Annotated in this window: 18 protein-coding genes and 1 tRNA gene; 11 read left to right on the top strand and 8 right to left on the bottom strand. The window is 70.5% G+C overall.

Translation table 11 applies throughout. The features are described from left to right. The first annotated feature begins 191 nt into the window (after positions 1–191). The 3 genes from M4J07_RS39370 (at position 192) to M4J07_RS39360 (ending at position 1,516) form a co-directional block, all read left to right on the top strand. On the top strand, positions 192–476 hold the full coding sequence (locus M4J07_RS39370; RefSeq protein ID WP_255980430.1) for a hypothetical protein: 285 nt from the start codon (positions 192–194) through the stop codon (positions 474–476). 118 nt (positions 477–594) lie between these two features. Beyond that, entirely contained in the window at positions 595–840 is a 246-nt protein-coding gene (locus M4J07_RS39365; protein ID WP_255980428.1) for a chaplin, read from the top strand. A 172-nt stretch (positions 841–1,012) separates the two neighbouring features. Next, positions 1,013–1,516: a DUF5949 family protein gene (locus M4J07_RS39360; RefSeq protein ID WP_255980426.1), complete on the top strand. Its 504-nt coding sequence runs from the start codon at positions 1,013–1,015 to the stop codon at positions 1,514–1,516. A gap of 78 nt (positions 1,517–1,594) precedes the next feature. Here the strand turns inward: M4J07_RS39360 and M4J07_RS39355 are convergent, their stop codons facing one another. Continuing rightward, a complete protein-coding gene (locus tag M4J07_RS39355; RefSeq protein WP_255980424.1) occupies positions 1,595–1,813 on the bottom strand; it encodes a hypothetical protein in 219 nt (72 codons plus the stop codon). A gap of 131 nt (positions 1,814–1,944) precedes the next feature. Between M4J07_RS39355 and M4J07_RS39350 the strand changes: the two genes are divergently transcribed. The 4 genes from M4J07_RS39350 to M4J07_RS39335 all read left to right on the top strand — a co-directional run bounded on the left by M4J07_RS39350 (position 1,945) and on the right by M4J07_RS39335 (position 4,649). Beyond that, on the top strand, positions 1,945–2,607 hold the full coding sequence (locus tag M4J07_RS39350; RefSeq protein WP_374215167.1) for a vitamin K epoxide reductase family protein: 663 nt from the start codon (positions 1,945–1,947) through the stop codon (positions 2,605–2,607). A 110-nt stretch (positions 2,608–2,717) separates the two neighbouring features. Beyond that, positions 2,718–3,221: a hypothetical protein gene (locus tag M4J07_RS39345; RefSeq protein ID WP_255980422.1), complete on the top strand. Its 504-nt coding sequence runs from the start codon at positions 2,718–2,720 to the stop codon at positions 3,219–3,221. Positions 3,222–3,287: 66 nt separating this feature from the next. After that, positions 3,288–3,773 (top strand): tyrosinase cofactor, encoded by a 486-nt coding sequence (locus M4J07_RS39340; protein WP_255980420.1) that lies wholly within the window; start codon positions 3,288–3,290, stop codon positions 3,771–3,773. A 6-nt stretch (positions 3,774–3,779) separates the two neighbouring features. Then, a complete protein-coding gene (locus tag M4J07_RS39335; RefSeq protein ID WP_255980418.1) occupies positions 3,780–4,649 on the top strand; it encodes a tyrosinase family protein in 870 nt (289 codons plus the stop codon). Between the two features lie 77 nt (positions 4,650–4,726). On the opposite strand, the gene M4J07_RS39330 is transcribed toward M4J07_RS39335, so the two are convergent. Together M4J07_RS39330 and M4J07_RS39325 are read right to left on the bottom strand one after the other, a co-directional pair. Further along, entirely contained in the window at positions 4,727–4,993 is a 267-nt protein-coding gene (locus M4J07_RS39330; RefSeq protein ID WP_255980432.1) for a chaplin, read from the bottom strand. A 140-nt stretch (positions 4,994–5,133) separates the two neighbouring features. Then, on the bottom strand, positions 5,134–5,541 hold the full coding sequence (locus M4J07_RS39325) for a hypothetical protein (RefSeq protein ID WP_255980416.1): 408 nt from the start codon (positions 5,539–5,541) through the stop codon (positions 5,134–5,136). A gap of 106 nt (positions 5,542–5,647) precedes the next feature. Between M4J07_RS39325 and M4J07_RS39320 the strand changes: the two genes are divergently transcribed. The 4 genes from M4J07_RS39320 (at position 5,648) to M4J07_RS39305 (ending at position 11,138) form a co-directional block, all read left to right on the top strand. Next, a complete protein-coding gene (locus M4J07_RS39320; protein WP_255980413.1) occupies positions 5,648–6,844 on the top strand; it encodes an FAD-dependent monooxygenase in 1,197 nt (398 codons plus the stop codon). 312 nt (positions 6,845–7,156) lie between these two features. Next, a complete protein-coding gene (locus tag M4J07_RS39315; protein WP_255980411.1) occupies positions 7,157–7,408 on the top strand; it encodes a chaplin in 252 nt (83 codons plus the stop codon). A 396-nt stretch (positions 7,409–7,804) separates the two neighbouring features. Continuing rightward, positions 7,805–9,850: an ATP-binding protein gene (locus M4J07_RS39310; RefSeq protein ID WP_255980409.1), complete on the top strand. Its 2,046-nt coding sequence runs from the start codon at positions 7,805–7,807 to the stop codon at positions 9,848–9,850. A gap of 346 nt (positions 9,851–10,196) precedes the next feature. After that, positions 10,197–11,138 carry a PP2C family protein-serine/threonine phosphatase gene (locus M4J07_RS39305; RefSeq protein WP_255980407.1) on the top strand — a complete coding sequence of 314 codons (942 nt, stop codon included), beginning with the start codon at positions 10,197–10,199 and terminating at the stop codon, positions 11,136–11,138. Between the two features lie 178 nt (positions 11,139–11,316). Here the strand turns inward: M4J07_RS39305 and M4J07_RS39300 are convergent. From M4J07_RS39300 to M4J07_RS39280, 5 genes are all read right to left on the bottom strand, one after another. Beyond that, a tRNA-Lys gene (locus tag M4J07_RS39300) sits at positions 11,317–11,389 on the bottom strand. 101 nt (positions 11,390–11,490) lie between these two features. Beyond that, positions 11,491–12,987 (bottom strand): amino acid permease, encoded by a 1,497-nt coding sequence (locus M4J07_RS39295; protein WP_255980405.1) that lies wholly within the window; start codon positions 12,985–12,987, stop codon positions 11,491–11,493. A gap of 125 nt (positions 12,988–13,112) precedes the next feature. After that, positions 13,113–15,326 (bottom strand): DEAD/DEAH box helicase, encoded by a 2,214-nt coding sequence (locus M4J07_RS39290; protein ID WP_255980403.1) that lies wholly within the window; start codon positions 15,324–15,326, stop codon positions 13,113–13,115. 243 nt (positions 15,327–15,569) lie between these two features. Beyond that, positions 15,570–16,085: a hypothetical protein gene (locus M4J07_RS39285; RefSeq protein ID WP_255980401.1), complete on the bottom strand. Its 516-nt coding sequence runs from the start codon at positions 16,083–16,085 to the stop codon at positions 15,570–15,572. 147 nt (positions 16,086–16,232) lie between these two features. Beyond that, complete coding sequence (locus tag M4J07_RS39280; RefSeq protein ID WP_181512717.1) at positions 16,233–16,583, bottom strand: metallopeptidase family protein; 351 nt, start codon at positions 16,581–16,583, stop codon at positions 16,233–16,235. Positions 16,584–16,720 lie beyond the last annotated feature (137 nt).

Raw genomic sequence — 16,720 nt, 5'->3', positions numbered from 1 at the left:
CGCCGGGAGCAGCCGCACAGGCTGCGCCCGGCGGGCTCTCCGCATGCGCACGTAATTCATATGTACGCCGCGTTTCCGTCGGCGACGACGGTCGTTATGCGAGGAGAAGCGATACGCCGAGCATTTCGAAATGCTTCGGACGGTGAATGTTCCAGGCTGATGGCGAAATGCCATCGAAGAAAGGAAAAACAATGAAGGCTCTTAAGGCCGCTGCTGTTGTCGCCGGTTCCCTCGTGATTGCCGGTGCCGCCGCCCCCGCCTTTGCCTCGGACCTCACTCCGATGAGCCTGAACGGCGCCCTGGACACCATCACCAGCCAGCCGACGCTGGACGTCAAGCCGGTGGACACCAACCTTCTCGACCCGAAGAGCGACGGCCTGGTCGACACCGTCAAGGGTGCCGCCGACGGCCTGGACACGGGCGGCGCCGCCGAGGCGCCCGGCGGCCTGCTGGGCGGTCTCCCGCTCGCCAAGTAGTCCCCTTCCCGCCCGCTGATCCGAATGGGCGAAGGGTTTATGAGGGTGTGTCTTTGAGGCTGTCCGTAGAGACGTCCCCCATACGATCCGGGAAAACCCCCTGAGGAAGGTCACTGAAATGAAGACTGCCAAGAAGGCCGCTCTCGTCCTTGCCGCCGCCGGTTTCGCCGCGGGTGCCGCTTCGGGTGCCGCTTTCGCCGACGGCGGTGCCAGCGCCGAGGGTGCCGCGGTGGAGTCCCCGGGCGTCGCCTCCGGCAACCTCGGTCAGCTCCCGGTGCACGTTCCGGTGAATGTCTCCGGCAACACGGTCAACGGCATCGCCGGCCTGAACCCGTCGTTCGGCAACACCGCCGTCAACGACTGATCGGGCAGCAGCGTTCAGCGCTCTCGCCAGGCCACGCATTCGAAGGCTGGTTCGGAATTCCGGTTCCTGAACCAGCCTTCGGCATTTCACACCACACCATCGAGTGGGGCCCGTTCCACCAACCGAGTGACAGCGCGGCGGCGCGCCGACGCCGTATCGCTAGGCTTCCTCGGTGACTTCAACGTCGAGTATTGACACCACGTTCCGGGCAGCCGATCTGGGAACTCTCGCCGTCATCGCATGGAGTGGGGAACACATCGGCGAGGAAGGCGACATGCCTTTCCTCCTCGCCTATTCCCTGGGCGATTCTCCGGCGGGCCCCGAGGCCGCGGAAGCGGCCGTGCTGGGGCTCCTGCGCAACAACGGTCTGACGATCGGCACGACCGTCCACGACGGCGCGCGGCATCCGAGCTTCCCGGTCTCCCTGCTCGTCGAGGCAGGCCAGGCCGTCGTCACGATGCCGCTGCTGAACGCCCAGTGCGCCGTGCCGCCCGAGTGGCTGGAGGCCGCCGAGGAGCGGGGCCACGCGTACTTCGTCTTCACCAGCCGGCCCTGGCCGACGGCGACGCCCGGCCGGCCCGTCAGCGAGGACGAACTGGAGAGGTTCGCGGGCGACGAGGGGACCCTGACGGCCGCCGCCCACTGCCTTCTGCCGATCCGTCGCATTCGCTCGTGACGTCCGGCTCGTGCGTCCGTGGTGCGGCGACGGACCGACCGTCGCCGCACCACGGACGAGTGAGCCGCGTGGACCGGGTCAGCCGACCACGCCGACGCCCAGGCCGAGTCCGAGCCCCAGGCCGAGGCCGCCGTGGTGCCAGTGGTGCCAGCACTCCCAGTCGTCGCCGCAGGGGTGGGAGGCCGCGGACTGCGCGGGCGCCTGGGTCGTGGCGGCCTGGGCCGTGCCGGTGAGGGGCAGGAGGGCGGCTACGGCGATCAGGGCCGTCACCGAGGCCCGCCGGGCGATCTGCTTCACGAGAGAAGTCCTAACTGTGTGCTTTCGGGACATAAGCGACGCTAGCGCCGCCCCTCGCGCTTGTCGCGCCGAGCGTCACATTTCGATCACTCCCTGTCATCACGCCTGTTCGTAGCCCCGAGGAGGGTCCAGTGAGCACCGACTACCGGCACGAAGCCGCCGCACGCCTCCGGCCTCCGGCAGGACGGCCGGACGAACGGACCGCGGGCAGCGAGCCACCGGTCGAGCGGCTCACGGGCTTCGCGCTCCTGCTCGTCGTCACCGGGGCCGCCGGGCTGCTCGCCTCCTGGGTCATCACGCTCGACAAGTTCAAGCTGCTGGAAGACCCGAACTTCACCCCCGGCTGCAGCCTGAACCCGGTGGTCTCCTGCGGAAACATCATGAAGAGCGCGCAGGCCGCCGTGTTCGGGTTCCCCAATCCGATGCTGGGGCTCGTCGCCTACGGGGTCGTGGTCTGCGTCGGCGCGAGCCTGCTGGCGGGTGCCCGGTTCCCCCGCTGGTACTGGCTCGGCTTCCAGGCCGGCTGCGCCTTCGGGGTGGGGTTCGTGACGTGGCTGCAGTTCCAGTCGCTCTACCGGATCAACTCGCTCTGCCTGTGGTGCTGTCTGGCCTGGGCGGCCACGATCCTCGTGTTCTGGTACCTGACCTCGTTCACCGTCCGCAGCGGCTTCCTCCCGGCGCCCCCCGCGCTGCGCGCCTTCTTCGCCGACTTCTCCTGGGTCCTGCCCACGCTGCACATCGGGGCGATCGGGATGCTCGTGCTGACGCGCTGGTGGGATTTCTGGACGAGCTGATCCGCCGCGTCCGCGGATTAGTCCCGCCGGGGGAATTCTGAACTGATGCCGCAGAAAGGGTCGTTACCCCTGATGCGTCATCGTCCTGAGATGAAGGGTCCATCCCCAGAATGAGCATCAAGGTAAGAGGAACGATCGCGGTGCTGGCGGGTTGCCTCGCCGCCGCGGCAGGCTCCACCCCCGCCGTCGCGTCGGCGAACGTACCCGTCGAGGTACCCCTCGGCGGCGTGGAGAGCGCGCTGCACACGGACCTTCCCCGGCTCAGCACCGAGGCTCCCGTGCCGATCCCCGGGACGCCGGAAGGCCCCCGGTACGCGACGGACCACGTGCTGCCGCAGCAGCCGCTGCCCCGGCTCCCGCTCAGCAGCGAACTGCCCGCCACCGAGGCCGATCTGCCGCTGCCTCAGCTGCTCCCCACGGACGACGTCGACCACCTCGGTCTGCGCACCGAGAGCTCCGACGTACAGGCCCTCACACCGGGAGCCTCCGTGAACCCGCCCCTCACCGGCCCCCGGCCGCACGCCTTCGGGCTGCCGCAGGTGACCGCCCCGCAGGCGGCCCTCGGCACCCCCGACGTGCAGGCGCAGCCCGGGGCCGACCTGGGACTCGGCTGACGCACCGGGTGGGCCGGCGAGCCACAGCCCGTCGTCCGGCCCACCCGGCTCCCGACGCTCCGTCACGTGACCGGGCTGCCAGACCTGCCGGAGGAGATGGTCGTGAATTCCCGCGTGTCCCTGACCTACCCGCGCCCCGCCGAGAGCGTCGCGGCGCCCGCAGCCACGGGCCGGGCACCGGACGGAAGACCACTGCTGACCCGGCGCAGCGCCACCCTGATCCTGCTGGGCGCCGCCTCCACCACCGCCGCCGTCCTCCAGCTCCGCCCGTCCGGGACGGACGAGCCGGGCACCGGCCCCGAGTCGTTCGACGAGACGTACCTGGGACGCCGCATCACCGGCGTCCGGTCGTCCGACGCGGCGGCGGGCGGGGTGCCTGCCTGGCAGGTCGCCGTCGACGGACGCCCGCTGCACCTCATGCGCCGGGCCGACGGCTCGTACCTCAGCATGGTCGATCACTACGCGTCGTACCCCACGCCGCTCGACGCGGCCCGCGGGGCCGTGGCGGAACTCGGCGACCAGCAACTGCGGCCGCACGTCGGCGGGATGTGATCGGCGATGGTGCACACACGCCAGAACCAGAACACGTTCAGCACGGCGCAGAAGAGGCGCTTCGTGGACGCCGTGCTCGCGCTCAAGCGCTCCGGCCGGTACGACGAGTTCGTCCGGACGCACATCGACTTCTACGTGGGCGACGGTGACGGCGCCTTACGCGTGGCGCACATGACCCCCTCGTTCTTCCCCTGGCACCGCAAGTTCCTGCTGGAGTTCGAGCGGGCGCTGCAGAAGAAGGACCCGGGCGTGACCGTCCCCTACTGGGACTGGACCGTGGACCGTACGCCCGCCGTGTCGCTGTGGGGCGAGGACTTCCTCGGGGGCAACGGCCGCCGCTCCGACCGCCAGGTGACGACCGGTCCGTTCGCCCGGCGGCACGGCAACTGGACCGTGACCGAGGCCGTGACCGACGGCGACTTCCTGATGCGGGACTTCGGCCGGCCGCAGGCGCCGGTCGACCTGCCGAGCAAGGCGGAACTCGCCGGCGCCATGGACGAGACGCAGTACGACGCGAAGCCGTGGAACTCGCTCTCGGCCGGCGGCTTCCGCAACAAGCTGGAGGGCTGGCCCTCGCGCCGCGGCGACCGGACCTGGTTCAACCACAACCGGGTGCACCGCTGGGTGAGCGGGCACATGCTCGGCGCCGGATCGGTCAACGACCCCGTCTTCTGGCTCCACCACGCCTTCGTGGACCTGTGCTGGTCGCGGTGGCGGCGGCGCCATCCCGACGTCGACCCCTATCTGCCCCTTGAACGGCCCGGGCTCGGCGACCCCCAGCACGGCCGCGTGCTGGCCGCGGGCGACGTCATGCCGCCCTGGAACATCCCGCTGCGCGACATGCTCGAACACACGTCGCTGTACCGGTACGAGTGAGTTCGGCCGCCCGCACGTGAACGACGGCCCCCGGCACGGTGTGCCGGGGGCCGTCGTCAGGGTTCAGCGCGGGGGACTCAGCCGCCGTAGCCGGCGTCGCCGCCGTCGCTGTTCACGCAGGTGTTGCCGAAGGCCGGGTTCAGCAGGCCGATGACGTCGACGGTGTTGCCGCAGACGTTGACCGGGACGTGAATGGGGGCCTGGGCCAGGTTGCCCGACAGCACGCCCGGCGAGTTGGCGGCTTCGCCCTGGGCGCCGGCGTCGGCCATGGCCAGACCGGCGCCGCTGAGCACCACAGCACCCGTGCCGAATGCGACAGCGGCTGCCTTCGCGATGCGAGACATCACGTTCTCCTTTTGCTTGGCAGGTGCGGCCGCGTAGTCGCAGCCGTCGGCCTGTTCAACGGCGCGGCCCGCCAGGCAGTCACGGCTTATGCAGGGATACATCCTGAAAAGGGTAGTAATTCAGTCCTCACGGGTGACGATCAATTCGCTTCCTCGAAGACGGGAACCACCGTCTTCCCGTCGTACGCACCGCCCTGGCACACCTGCGAACCGCCCCCGGCGTCACCGCCCTCGTCCCAGCGCATCAGGCCGCCACCGACCTGGCATTCGGCGGGCGCCAGATAGTCCAGGTCGAAATGCGGCCGCCGTACGAAGGCGAATCCCGGGTCGGAGCCGTCGGACGCCGGACCCGCTCCCTCGACTTCCTTGACGCACCGATAGGCGTCGCCGCCCCCGTAGACGCGGAAGGCCGGCACGCCCCCTGCCGCCCGGCACTCCGCCGCGGTCAGCAGCACCGGCGGCTCCTCGGTGTCCGCCGTCGCGTGCGGCGCGGAGAGCCAGGCGAGGGCCGCCGCACCGAGCAGGACCGCGCATCGCGTGAAGAACATCCTTGGCCTCGCCTTTCAGGAACCAGACGCCCGCACCGTCGTTTCCCAGGAGTACCAACCGGTACTTTCCGGGCTCGTCCAGGGCCTGTCTATGAGGAGAGCACACATGAAGGTGGTCTGTGCCGGCGGAGGGCCCGCGTCCCTGTACCTGGCCATCCTTCTGAAGCAGCAGGATGCCAGCCGGGACGTCTCCGTCCACGAGAAGAACCCCGAGGGTGCCACGTACGGATGGGGCGTCACCTACTGGCCCGACATGCTCGACACGCTCAGGGCGCACGACCGGGTGTCCGCAGGCGCCATCGAGGAGCATTCGGTGCGCTGGAGCGACGGCGTCGCACACGTCCGCGACCTGACCACCGTCCACCACGGCGACGAGGGGTTCGCGATCGGCCGCCACCGGCTGCTGAGGATCCTGGCGGAACGGGCCGGTGACCTGGGGGTAGACGTCCGCTACGGCCAGGCGCTGGCACCCGGGGACCCGGCCCTGGAGGCCGACTTGGTCGTGGCGGGGGACGGCTCGCGGAGCCTGCTGCGCGACCGGCACGCGGAGCAGTTCGGCACCCGGATCGTCTCGGGCCGCAACCGGTTCGTCTGGCTCGGCACGACGAAGGTCTTCCACTCCTTCACCTTCAGCTTCGTGGAGACCGACCACGGGTGGCTGTGGTGCTACGCGTACGGCTTCGACGGCACGCACAGCACCTGCATCGTCGAGTGCTCGCCCGACACGTGGACGGGTCTCGGCCTGGACGTCCTGGCGCAGGACGCCGCCCTGAAGCTGCTGGAGGAGCTCTTCGCCGGACCGCTGGAGGGACACCCGCTGATCGGCCGCACCGACGTCGACGGCCCGTCCCAGTGGCAGCAGTTCCCCACCGTCACCAACCGGGTCTGGTCGCACGGCAACCTGGTCCTGCTCGGCGACGCCGCCCACACCACGCACTACTCCATCGGCGCGGGCACCACCCTGGCGATGCAGGACGCGATGGCGCTGGCCAGGGCGCTGCGCGAACCGGCCCCGCTGCCGTCGGCGCTCGGCGAGTACGAGCGGATCCGCCGGCGCGAACTGCTCCCGGTGCAGAGCGCGGCGCGGCACAGCGCGGGCTGGTACGAGAACCTGACGCGCTACATCGACCTGGAACCGCACCAGATGTTCGCCCTGCTCGGCCAGCGCCACTCCCCGCTGCTCCCCTACGTGCCGCCGCAGCTGTACTACCGGGTGGACCGGGCGGTCGACCGGGCGCAGGCGCTGCGTTCGCTGAAGCGCTGGCTCGGACCCCGGATCGCGCGCATTCTGCAGAACAAATGAACCAGTGCTTACTCCGGCCGGTGCACTTCGTTGAGCACACCATGGAGAAGAAGGGAAACGACCCGACAGACCTGTCGCGTCCTGCTTCGGACACTCCGATCTACGAATCCGTGGTCCGCCTCTGGCGGGCCCACGGAAGAACGCTCCCGGGGCAGGCCAGGCCCAACCGGCCCGCCCGCGGCTGGGTTCGCGTGGACCGAAGCTGACGTCCGGTCGCACGGACACGCCCGCCGTCGGCCCAATTCGCCGTCCGAAGAGTCGGACAGCGCTCTGATAGGAGAGTCATATTCCCTCACCTATCAGGGAGAATCGATGCGTCTTCGCGCATTCGCAGCCGCCACGGTGCTGGCCGGTGCCTCTGTTCTGGGTTCCGCTGCCGTCGCCTCCGCGCTGGACGGACCCGACGGGGCCAGCGCGGCCGCGGTCGCCGAGCACAGCCCGGGCGTGCTCTCCGGCAACGTCGTCCAGATTCCGATCGACGTTCCGATCAACGCCTGCGGCAACTCGGTCAACGTGATCGGCCTGCTGAACCCGGCCTTCGGCAACACCTGTGTGAACGACTAGGTTTCACCGCTCCCCGGGCCCCGGCCCGAAGAGCAGCGCCCGGACCGGCCGATGCCGGTCCGGGCGCTTTCTGCTCCTGTGCTGGGTGGCCGCCAGCTCACCGACTTGATCATCCCTCGCCGGAATAGGCGGCCATGCTCCGCTGCGGCTCCGGCCCGGGACTGAACAGAGCTGGTCCTGAGATGACCGAGTCGGACCGGTGCTGCGCTCTGGTGACGTGTCGGCGCTGGGAAGCAGACAGCTCCGGGCAATGGACACCCCCGCGGTGTCGTGGCGGTGCAGACTCGGAACGCAATGATGATGGTGGACGCGGAGCTGTGAGCTGGGGAGTCGAGGCCCATGCGTGAGGGAATGGACGGGCCACGGGGCAACCTTCCGTGCGCATCGACGAGTTTCGTGGGACGGCAGACGGAGATCGCCGAAATCGGCGTGCTGCTCTCCCGGGAACGCCTGGTGACCTTGACCGGAGTCGGCGGTGTGGGCAAGAGCCGCCTGGCCCGGCAGGCCGGGGCCAGGCAGGCCCCGGGCTTCCCCGACGGGGTGTGGCTGGTCGAACTGTCCCCTCTGCGCGAGTCCTCGTCGATCCCGCTGTGCATCTATGAAGCGCTTCAACTGGCCGATCAGAGCACGCGGCCCGCGCTGCAGGTGGTGGCCGAATGGCTCGCGGACAAGGAACTACTGCTCGTACTGGACTGCTGCGAGCACCTCCACAGCCAAGTCGCCGCGACGGCAGGGGAGTTACTGGCCGCTTCGCCGGGGCTGAGGATCCTGGCCACGAGCCGCCGCCCCCTCGGCTCCACGCGGGAACACGTCCTGCCGGTGCTCCCGCTGCCTCTCGGGTCGGACCCCGGCACGGGGGACGAGCCCCGCGGAGCCGCGGTGGAGCTGTTCCTGGACCGGGCCGGCACCGCCGCTCCTGGCCTGATCGAGGCCGGCAAGGACGACCGGGACGTGGCCGACATCTGCACCCGCCTGGAAGGCATTCCGCTGGCCATCGAACTGGCTGCCGCACGACTGTCCGAGATGGACCTGAACCATCTTCGCCGGGGCCTGTGCACCCGCCTGCAGACCCTGACCTCACCGCACTGTGGGCAGGACACCAACGAGCCCCGGCACCAGGCGCTGCACACCACGATCGGGTGGAGCCACGAACTGTGCGCCCCGCTGGAGCGGCTCCTGTGGGCACGGGTGTCGGTCTTCGCCGGCGGCTTCGAGGAGGAAGCCGCCGCATGGGTGTGCGGCGCGGCCCCGCTCCGGGGGGAGCAGATCGCGCCGCTGCTTGCCGCCCTCGTCGACAGGTCCATCCTCCAACGCCTCACCACCGCACGCGGACCGCGCTACCACCTGCTCGACACGGTGCGCGAGTACGGTCAGCAATGGCTCGGCGGACTCGGCGAGACCGCCACCCTGGCCGAACGGCACCGTGACTACTACCGGTGGATGGCACGGGTCGGCGACCGGGAGTGGGTCGGACCCGACCAGTTCGCCTGGTACGACCGTCTCACCGACGAACATGCCAATATCCGCCTCGCGCTGGAGAACTGCCTGGCGTCGGCGCCGGGCAACGCATTCGAATTGGCGGGCGACCTCTGGTTCTTCTGGGCCGGATGCGGATTCATACGCGAGGGACGCGCCTACCTGGAACGGTCGCTGGCCGCCGCGACGGACGAGCAGCCCGGTCGCGAGCGGTTCTGGGCCGCGTGGGCGCTCGGCATCGTCGCCGTGACCCAAGGAGACTTCACCAGGGTCGAGACGCTCGAGGAGGAGTGCCTGGAGCTGGCCGAACAGCTGGGCAACCCGGAAGCGATCGCTGCGGCACGATTCCTCACCAGCGCACGGTGGTCGGCGACCGGCCGGCCCGCACAGGCCGTTGCTCTCCTGGGAGAGGTCCTGACGCTGGCCGAAGGGTCCGGCAAACCACTCGCCGTCCGCCTCCTCGCCCTGGGCATGACGGCGTTCGCCCTGCTGCAGTCCGGCGAGTTCGCCCGGGCCGCCGAGGCGGCGGAGCAGTTGCGCAAGGAATGCGAGCGACAGGGCGAACAGTGGATGCGCAGCTTCGCGCTGTACTACCTGTCAGTGTCCGCCCTGGCCGACGGCAACCCTCCTGCCGCCGCGCTGCACGCCCGTGATTCGCTCGCGATCCGGTGGCGGATGCACGACACGTTCGGAGCCGCGCTGGCGCTCGACGCGCTGGCACCGGCCCTCATCGCGTCCGACCCCGGCCAGGCGGCCCGGGTGATCGGCCTCGTCGATGCCCTGTGGGATTCCATCGGCCGATCCCGCATGGGCTCGCCCGAACTCCTCGCGGCCCGAGAAGCCAGCGAGGCCCTGGCACGCCGAGCGATCGGCGACGCCGCCTACACGACCGCCTACCGCCAGGGCACGCAGAACACCATCGACGTCGGCATCACCCACACCCTGGACCTACCGACGCCCGATTGAACCAAGCAGCTCGCACGAAGTGGGAGCGGCCCCGGTCGACCCTGGTCATACGGGTCACGGTCAGCGGTCCACACGTGGGTGTGGATATGACCGATAGCGCAAAACGCACTCCCTGCCGGCGAGGCGTCTGGCAAGGTGCGGGATTCGGCTCGCGGAGCGGGGACGACCGGCACGGAGGCGTGCGATGCGCTCGGAGCGTGGCTGGCTGCTCACTGCGGCGGTGGCACAAGCGGTCACCGCGGTGGGTACCTGCGTGAACCCGGTTGCCTTCCCAGCCGAACTGGCGCTTGTAGGGACGTTGTTGTCGGTTCAGGCGCTCACGGTTCGCGCCACCGCCGTCCTTGCCGTGACGGCCACGGTGTTCGCGGCCATGTTCCCGTCCCCGGCCGGCGGAGCAGGCCAGTCACTGCCCTTCGCGGTGGGCCACGTGATGCATGTGCTGCTGGTGGCCGGCGTCGGTCTGTCGGCGGGCCTGACGGCCCGCAGTCGAGCAGTCGAACGAGGCGCTCTCGACCGGATGACCCGCATAGCCGAGCTCGCCCAGCAGGCCCTCGTGCACCCTCTGCCCGCACATCTGGACGGCCTGAACCTCGTCACGCACAGCCGCTCCGCCACCTCGGGCATCGCGCTCTGCGGAGATCTGTACGACGCCGCCGTCACCCCCACAGGGCCACGCCTGATCGTCGGCGACGTCAAAGGCCACGGGTTGGCCATGGCCCGGATCAGCACATCCGTGCTGGCTGCCTTCCGACAGGCCGCGGCCGGCGAGCCCGACCTGGTCCGCCTCGCCTGCATCCTCGACGAGCGCGTCAGCGCCGAACTGGGCGAGGAGGACTTCGTCACCGTACTGCTCGCCGACTTCAAGCCCGACGAGGTCCTGCTGGTCAACTGCGGCCATCCGCCGCCCCTCCGCGTCGGCCGCCGCATGGACCTGCTGGAACCGCCCAGCCCGTCCCCACCCCTGGGCCTGTCGCCCGAGCCCTCACCGCAGCGGATAGGACTCAGCTCCACGCAACGGCTGTTGCTCTACACCGACGGCCTCACCGAAGCTCGCGACGCCGCCGGCACCATGTTCTCCCTCGACGAGCAGGTGCATGCCGCGCTGTCCGCCGCCAGCCCCGAACAAGCTCTCGCCGAACTGCTCGGCCTGCTCGACGTCCATGCCCCCGGCGGCGTGCAGGACGACCTCACCCTGATCCTCGTCCAGCCCGACCCCACCCCGCACGCCGCGCCCGTCCATCACATGCGAGACGGCACTGAGGTCCTCCCTCCATCGAGGTGGCAGTGAAAGGCTCTGCCCGTGGTGGGCACGAACCTCTCGGCGGCCGGGCGGCGCCGTACCGGGCCGTCCGCTGACGCGTCGCTCACGTACGAGTCCGAGAACGAAGAAGCGTCCGAGTCGGCCATAGCCGAACCGGACGCTTCTTTGCAGGTCAGAGGGGTTAACTACTCCTCCCCCGTATCCGTAGACCCTGTGGGACTCGAACCCACAACCAATGGATTAAAAGTCCACTGCTCTGCCAATTGAGCTAAGGGTCCGCGCGCCGACGCCGGCCGACGCACCCCCGAGCATAGCCCGACAGCGCCGGGACACCGATCGGGTATCGGCATCCCGGAGTTTCGGGCGCGGGCCCAAAGGCTCAGCGCAGGAACCAGCGGCGGGCCGAGGCCAGCCACCAGATGCCCGCGAAGCCGAGGACCACGAGGACCGCGACGGGGGCGTAGTTGAACGTCTCCCAGGTGATCGGGGAGACCTGCGGCAGCATGAACAGGACCGTGATCACGGCCACCCACGTCACCGCGATCACGCCGACCACGCCGGACCAGCGGCCCAGGTGCCACGGCCCCCGCTCGAACGAGTCCCCCTTGCGCAGCCGCAGCAGCGTCGGGATGACGTAGGCGATGTAGAGACCGATGACCGCGATGGACGTGACCGCCGTGTACGCCGTGACATTGATCAGGTACGGCAGGCCGAGGACCAGCGCGCCCGCCGCCGCCAGCCAGACCGCCGCTACGGGGGTCCTGGTGCGCGGGCTGACCGTGCGCCACACGCGCGAGAACGGGAGTGCGCCGTCGCGCGAGAAGGCGTAGATCATCCGGGAGTTGGCCGTCACCGAGGCCATGCCGCAGAACAGCTGCGCGCCGATGACCACCAGCAGGAGCAGCTTGCCCGCCGTGGCGCCGAGCGCGTCGAGCAGGATCTGGGCCGGCGGCGCGCCCGTCGGTGAGCCGAGCGCCCCGTCGTACGACTGGATCGCGAAGGTGAAGCCCAACAGGAGGACGAAGCCCGCGATCCACGACGTCCAGATGGAGCGCACGATGCCCTTCGGGCCGGCCGTCGAGGCGTCGTGGGTCTCCTCCGTCATGTGGGCGGAGGCGTCGTAGCCGGTGAAGGTGTACTGGGCCATGAGCAGGCCGACGAGGACGACGTACAGGCCGCTGCCCCAGCCCGTGTTGTTCACGAACTCGCCGAAGACGAACGACGCCGACTGGTGGTGGTCCGGCACGAAGGCGAGCGCGCCCACGATCACGGCCACGCCCAGCACGTGCCACCACACGCTGACGCTGTTGAGGAAGGCGACGATGCGTACGCCGAAGGTGTTGAGCAGGCCGTGCAGGACCAGGATCGCGGCGAACAGCAGGATCGTGCGGCCCGGCGTCACCTCGAAGTCGAACTGGAGGTTCAGGTACGCGCCCAGGAAGGACGCCGCCCCGAAGTCGATGCCGGCGGTCACGGCGACCTGGCCGAGCACGTTGAACCAGCCCGTGAACCACGCCCAGGCCGCCGCGCTGCGCTCCGGCGCGAGCCGGTGCGCCCAGAAGTAGAGGCCCGCCGACGTCGGGTACGCCGAGCAGATCTCGGCCATCGCCAGGCCCACGAAGAGCGTCATCAGGCCGACGCCGACCCAGCCCCAGGTGATCAGCACAGGACCGCCCGTGTTCATGCCGAACAGGTACATGGTCAGGCAGCCGGAGAGGACCGAGATGATCGTGAAGGAGACCGCGTAGTTGGAGAAGGCCGACATGCGGCGGGCGAGGACCTGCGTGTAGCCGAGCTGAGCGAGCCGTTCCTCGTCCGTACCCGCCGCCGCGGACGGCGGTTTCCGGTCAGTGGCTTCGTTCGCTTCACTTGTCATGCCCCCAGCGATTCCCTCGCCGGGGGCGCACCATGCGGCCGGGCTGCCGCCGGACTGCCGCCGGACGCGAAAGGGCCCGGGAGACGCGCAGTGCGTCTCCCGGGCCCTCAACTCAGCTGTGTGGATCAGCCGTTGCGCTTCCAGCGCGGCTTGTCGTCACGGCGACCGAAGGAACCGGAGCCCGAACCCGAGCCGGCGCCACGGTGGTCGTCGCGGCGGCCGTAGGGACGGTGGCCGCCGGAGGGGCGGTCGTCGCGGCGGTCGCGGTTGAACGGACGGTCGCTGCCCCGGTGGCCCGACGGACGGTCGTCGCGGCGGAAGCCACCACGGTCGTTGTCACGACGCTCGAAGGAACGGCCACCACGGTCGTCCCGGTTGAAGCCGCCACGGTCGCCACCGCGGTCGCCGTCCCGGCGGTCGTCACGACGGAAACCGCCACGGTCGTTGTCACGGCGCTCGAAGGAACGGCCACCACGGTCGTCCCGGTTGAAGCCGCCACGGTCGCCACCGCGGTCACGGTTGAAGCCACCGCGGTCGCCGCCGTCACGACGGTCGTCGCGGCGGAAACCGCCACGGTCGTTGTCACGACGCTCGAAGGAACGGCCACCACGGTCGCCGTCCCGGCGGTCGTCACGGCGGAAGCCGCCACGGTCGCCGCCACGGTCACGGTTGAAGCCACCGCGGTCGCCGCCGTCACGACGGTTGTCGCGACGCTCGAAGTTGCCCCGCTCGTCACGGCGCTGACGCGGCTCGTACGAGGACGAGCGCTCGGAGCGCTCCGGCTGCGGCTCCGGCACCTCGGCAGCGGCCACGGCCTCGGCGGCGGCCTCCTGCGCGGCGGCGACGGCCGCGGCCACGCCCTCCTCGTCCTCGCCACGGTCACGGGCGGCGCGGGCGGTGAGGCGGTCGGCCTGCTCGCGCAGCTCGGCGGCGCGACGGGTGGCGCGCTCCAGCTGCTTGGTCAGGCTGGTGACCTCGCGCTCGGCCTGCTGCGCGGCGTTGCCCGCGGACTCGGCCTCGACCTCGGTCATCGACCGGGCACCGGTGATCTCCGCGACCTCCGGGTCGAAGGCGGCGCCGCCCTGGATGATGTGACGCCCGGCGTCGACGCCCGCGTCCTCCATGAGGCGGAAGATCTGACGGCGCTGGTGCGGCAGCGACAGCGACACGACCGTGCCGGTGCGGCCGGCGCGCGCCGTGCGGCCCGCGCGGTGCAGGTAGTCCTTGTGGTCGCCGGCCGGGTCCACGTTCAGGACCAGGTCGATGCCGTCGACGTGGATGCCGCGGGCGGCGACGTCGGTGGCGACGAGCGCGTTGACGTAGCCGTCCTTGAAGTCGGCCAGCGTCCGGGTGCGCGCGCCCTGGGTCATGCCGCCGTGCAGCGCGTCGGCCTTCACACCGGCCTCGCGGAGCTGCTCGGCGATGCGGTCGGCACCCAGCTGCGTGCGGACGAAGATGATCGTGCGGCCCTTGCGGGAGGCGATCGCGGCCGTGACCGGCGCCTTGTCCTTCGGCTTCACGATGAGGATGTGGTGCGACATGGTCGTGACGGCGCCCTGGGCGGCGTCGACCTCGTGGCTGACCGGGTTGTTCAGGTAGCGCGTGACCAGGGTCTTGATCTCGTTCTCCATGGTGGCGGAGAAGAGCATGCGCTGGCCGCCGGCCGGGACCTGGTCGAGGAGCTCGGTGACCTCGGGCAGGAAGCCCAGGTCGGACATCTGGTCGGCCTCGTCGAGGACGGCGACCTCGATGTTGCTCAGGTCGCAGGCGCCGCGGTTGATGAGGTCGCGCAGGCGGCCCGGGGTGGCGACGAGGATGTCGACGCCGCGCTCCAGCGCGTAGATCTGGTTGCCCATCGACGTACCGCCGCAGACGACCTTCATCTTCAGGCCGACCTGGTCGCCGTACGGCTGCAGCGCGTCCGCGACCTGCATCGCGAGCTCACGGGTCGGGGTGAGGATGACGGCGCGCGGCTTGTGCTTCTCGGTGCGGCCGCCGGCCAGGCGGGCCAGCGTCGGCAGGCCGAACGAGAGGGTCTTGCCGGAGCCGGTGCGGCCACGGCCGAGGATGTCCTTGCCGGCCAGGGCGTCCGGGATGGTCGCGGCCTGGATCGGGAAGGGGGTGGTCACCCCGTTCTGCGCGAGCTTGCGGACGACGCCCTCGGGCAGACCCAGGTCGGCGAACGTGACGGTGGGCTCGTCGTTCTCGATGACGTCGTCGGCGTCGGCGTTCTCGACGTTCTCGACGAGCTCAGTGTTCTCGGGGTTCTCGGGGTTCTCGATGAACTCGTCGGTCGTCTCGACGGCCTGGTCAGCGAGGTTTTCAGTGGAAATGGACATGCGAAATGCGAAACCTTCCGGAGTCTCGGCACGCGCCCGTCAACTCCGTGTAATTGCACATTCGCAAGTCGACCGCCTCAATGCGGTCCAGCCACGGCAAGGGAGAGTACGCGCCACGCGGCGCTCTCTTCAGCGGCGCCGGGCAAATGGGATCAAACGATCTACCACCATACGCACCCACTACCCCCCGAGGCAAACCCGATCCATGAGACCCGCCTCACACGGCGCCCGCCGGGGCGTCGCCTAGGCCGGATTCCCGGCCCGCGGCTCCGGCTCGCCCACCATCTGCGGGGCGGCCTGCTGCTCGTGCGCGGACGACGACGGCTCGGCGGTCGTCGGGGACGGCGTGGGGGTCGGGGTGTCCGGCTCCTTCGTGGGAGGCGGGTCGGACGGCGTGCCGCGCGGAGTGCTCGGCCGGGCCGACGGCGACGACCGGGACGGGGACACCGCGGCGGACGGCTCCGCACCGCGCGACGGGGACTCAGCGGCGGACGGCGAGGACGACGCCTCCGCCGGGTCGTCGGGGCTCGCGGACGCCTTTCCGGCCCGCGCCCCGACCTCGCGCCCGCCCTCGGACACCACGGCCCCGCCGTCCGGCGCGGCGGCGCCGCTGCCCCGGTGCGCCGCGGAGTGCGACGGCGCCGGGCGGCCTCCGTCGTCGGCCACGCTCATGCACCCGGCCGCCGCGGCGACGGCCACCGTGGTCGCGGCCAGGCGTCCCAGTCGAAGGACACAGAGCGATACGGGCAGCTGGCGCACGGGCGAGCACCTCCGGGCATGTGACGGGGTCACCGTTCCCAACTCCCGTGCCCCGCAGGAGGACACGCGCCGCACAAAGCCCGCACAACCGCCACACGTCAGCCGCCGCGCCTCACCCGTCGCATCTCACCCGTCGCGCCTCACGCCTCACCCGTACCCGAGCGCGTGCAGCCGGGCGTCGTCGATCCCGAAGTGGTGGGCGATCTCGTGCACCACGGTGATCTCGGTCTCCGCCACCACGTCCTCGCGGGACGCGCACATCCGCAGCGTCGGCCCCCGGTAGACGGTGATCCGGTCCGGCAGGACGCCCGCGTACCACTCACCGCGGTCGGTGAGCGGCGTCCCCTCGTAGAGCCCGAGCAGCTCGGGATCGTCGGCGGGCGGCTCGTCCTCCACGAACACCGCGACGTTGTCCATCAGCCGCGTCAACTCGGGCGGAATCCGGTCGAGCGCCTCGGCCACCAGTTCCTCGAACTCCTCGCGCGTCATCTCCAGCACACGGCCATTGTCGGGTACGACCCGGCATATCCACCCGCCCACTTGGGCATACGGGAGCAATGGCCCGCTCGCCCGTCGCCGCGATACGCCTAGCACTCCACCGCATACAGGGCAGCCGCGTACGGGGCATCCGCTCC

This window comes from Streptomyces longispororuber, assembly GCF_024448165.1.
Classification (GTDB): Bacteria; Actinomycetota; Actinomycetes; order Streptomycetales; family Streptomycetaceae; genus Streptomyces; species Streptomyces longispororuber_A.
This window is presented reverse-complemented; position numbering and strand designations above follow the sequence as displayed.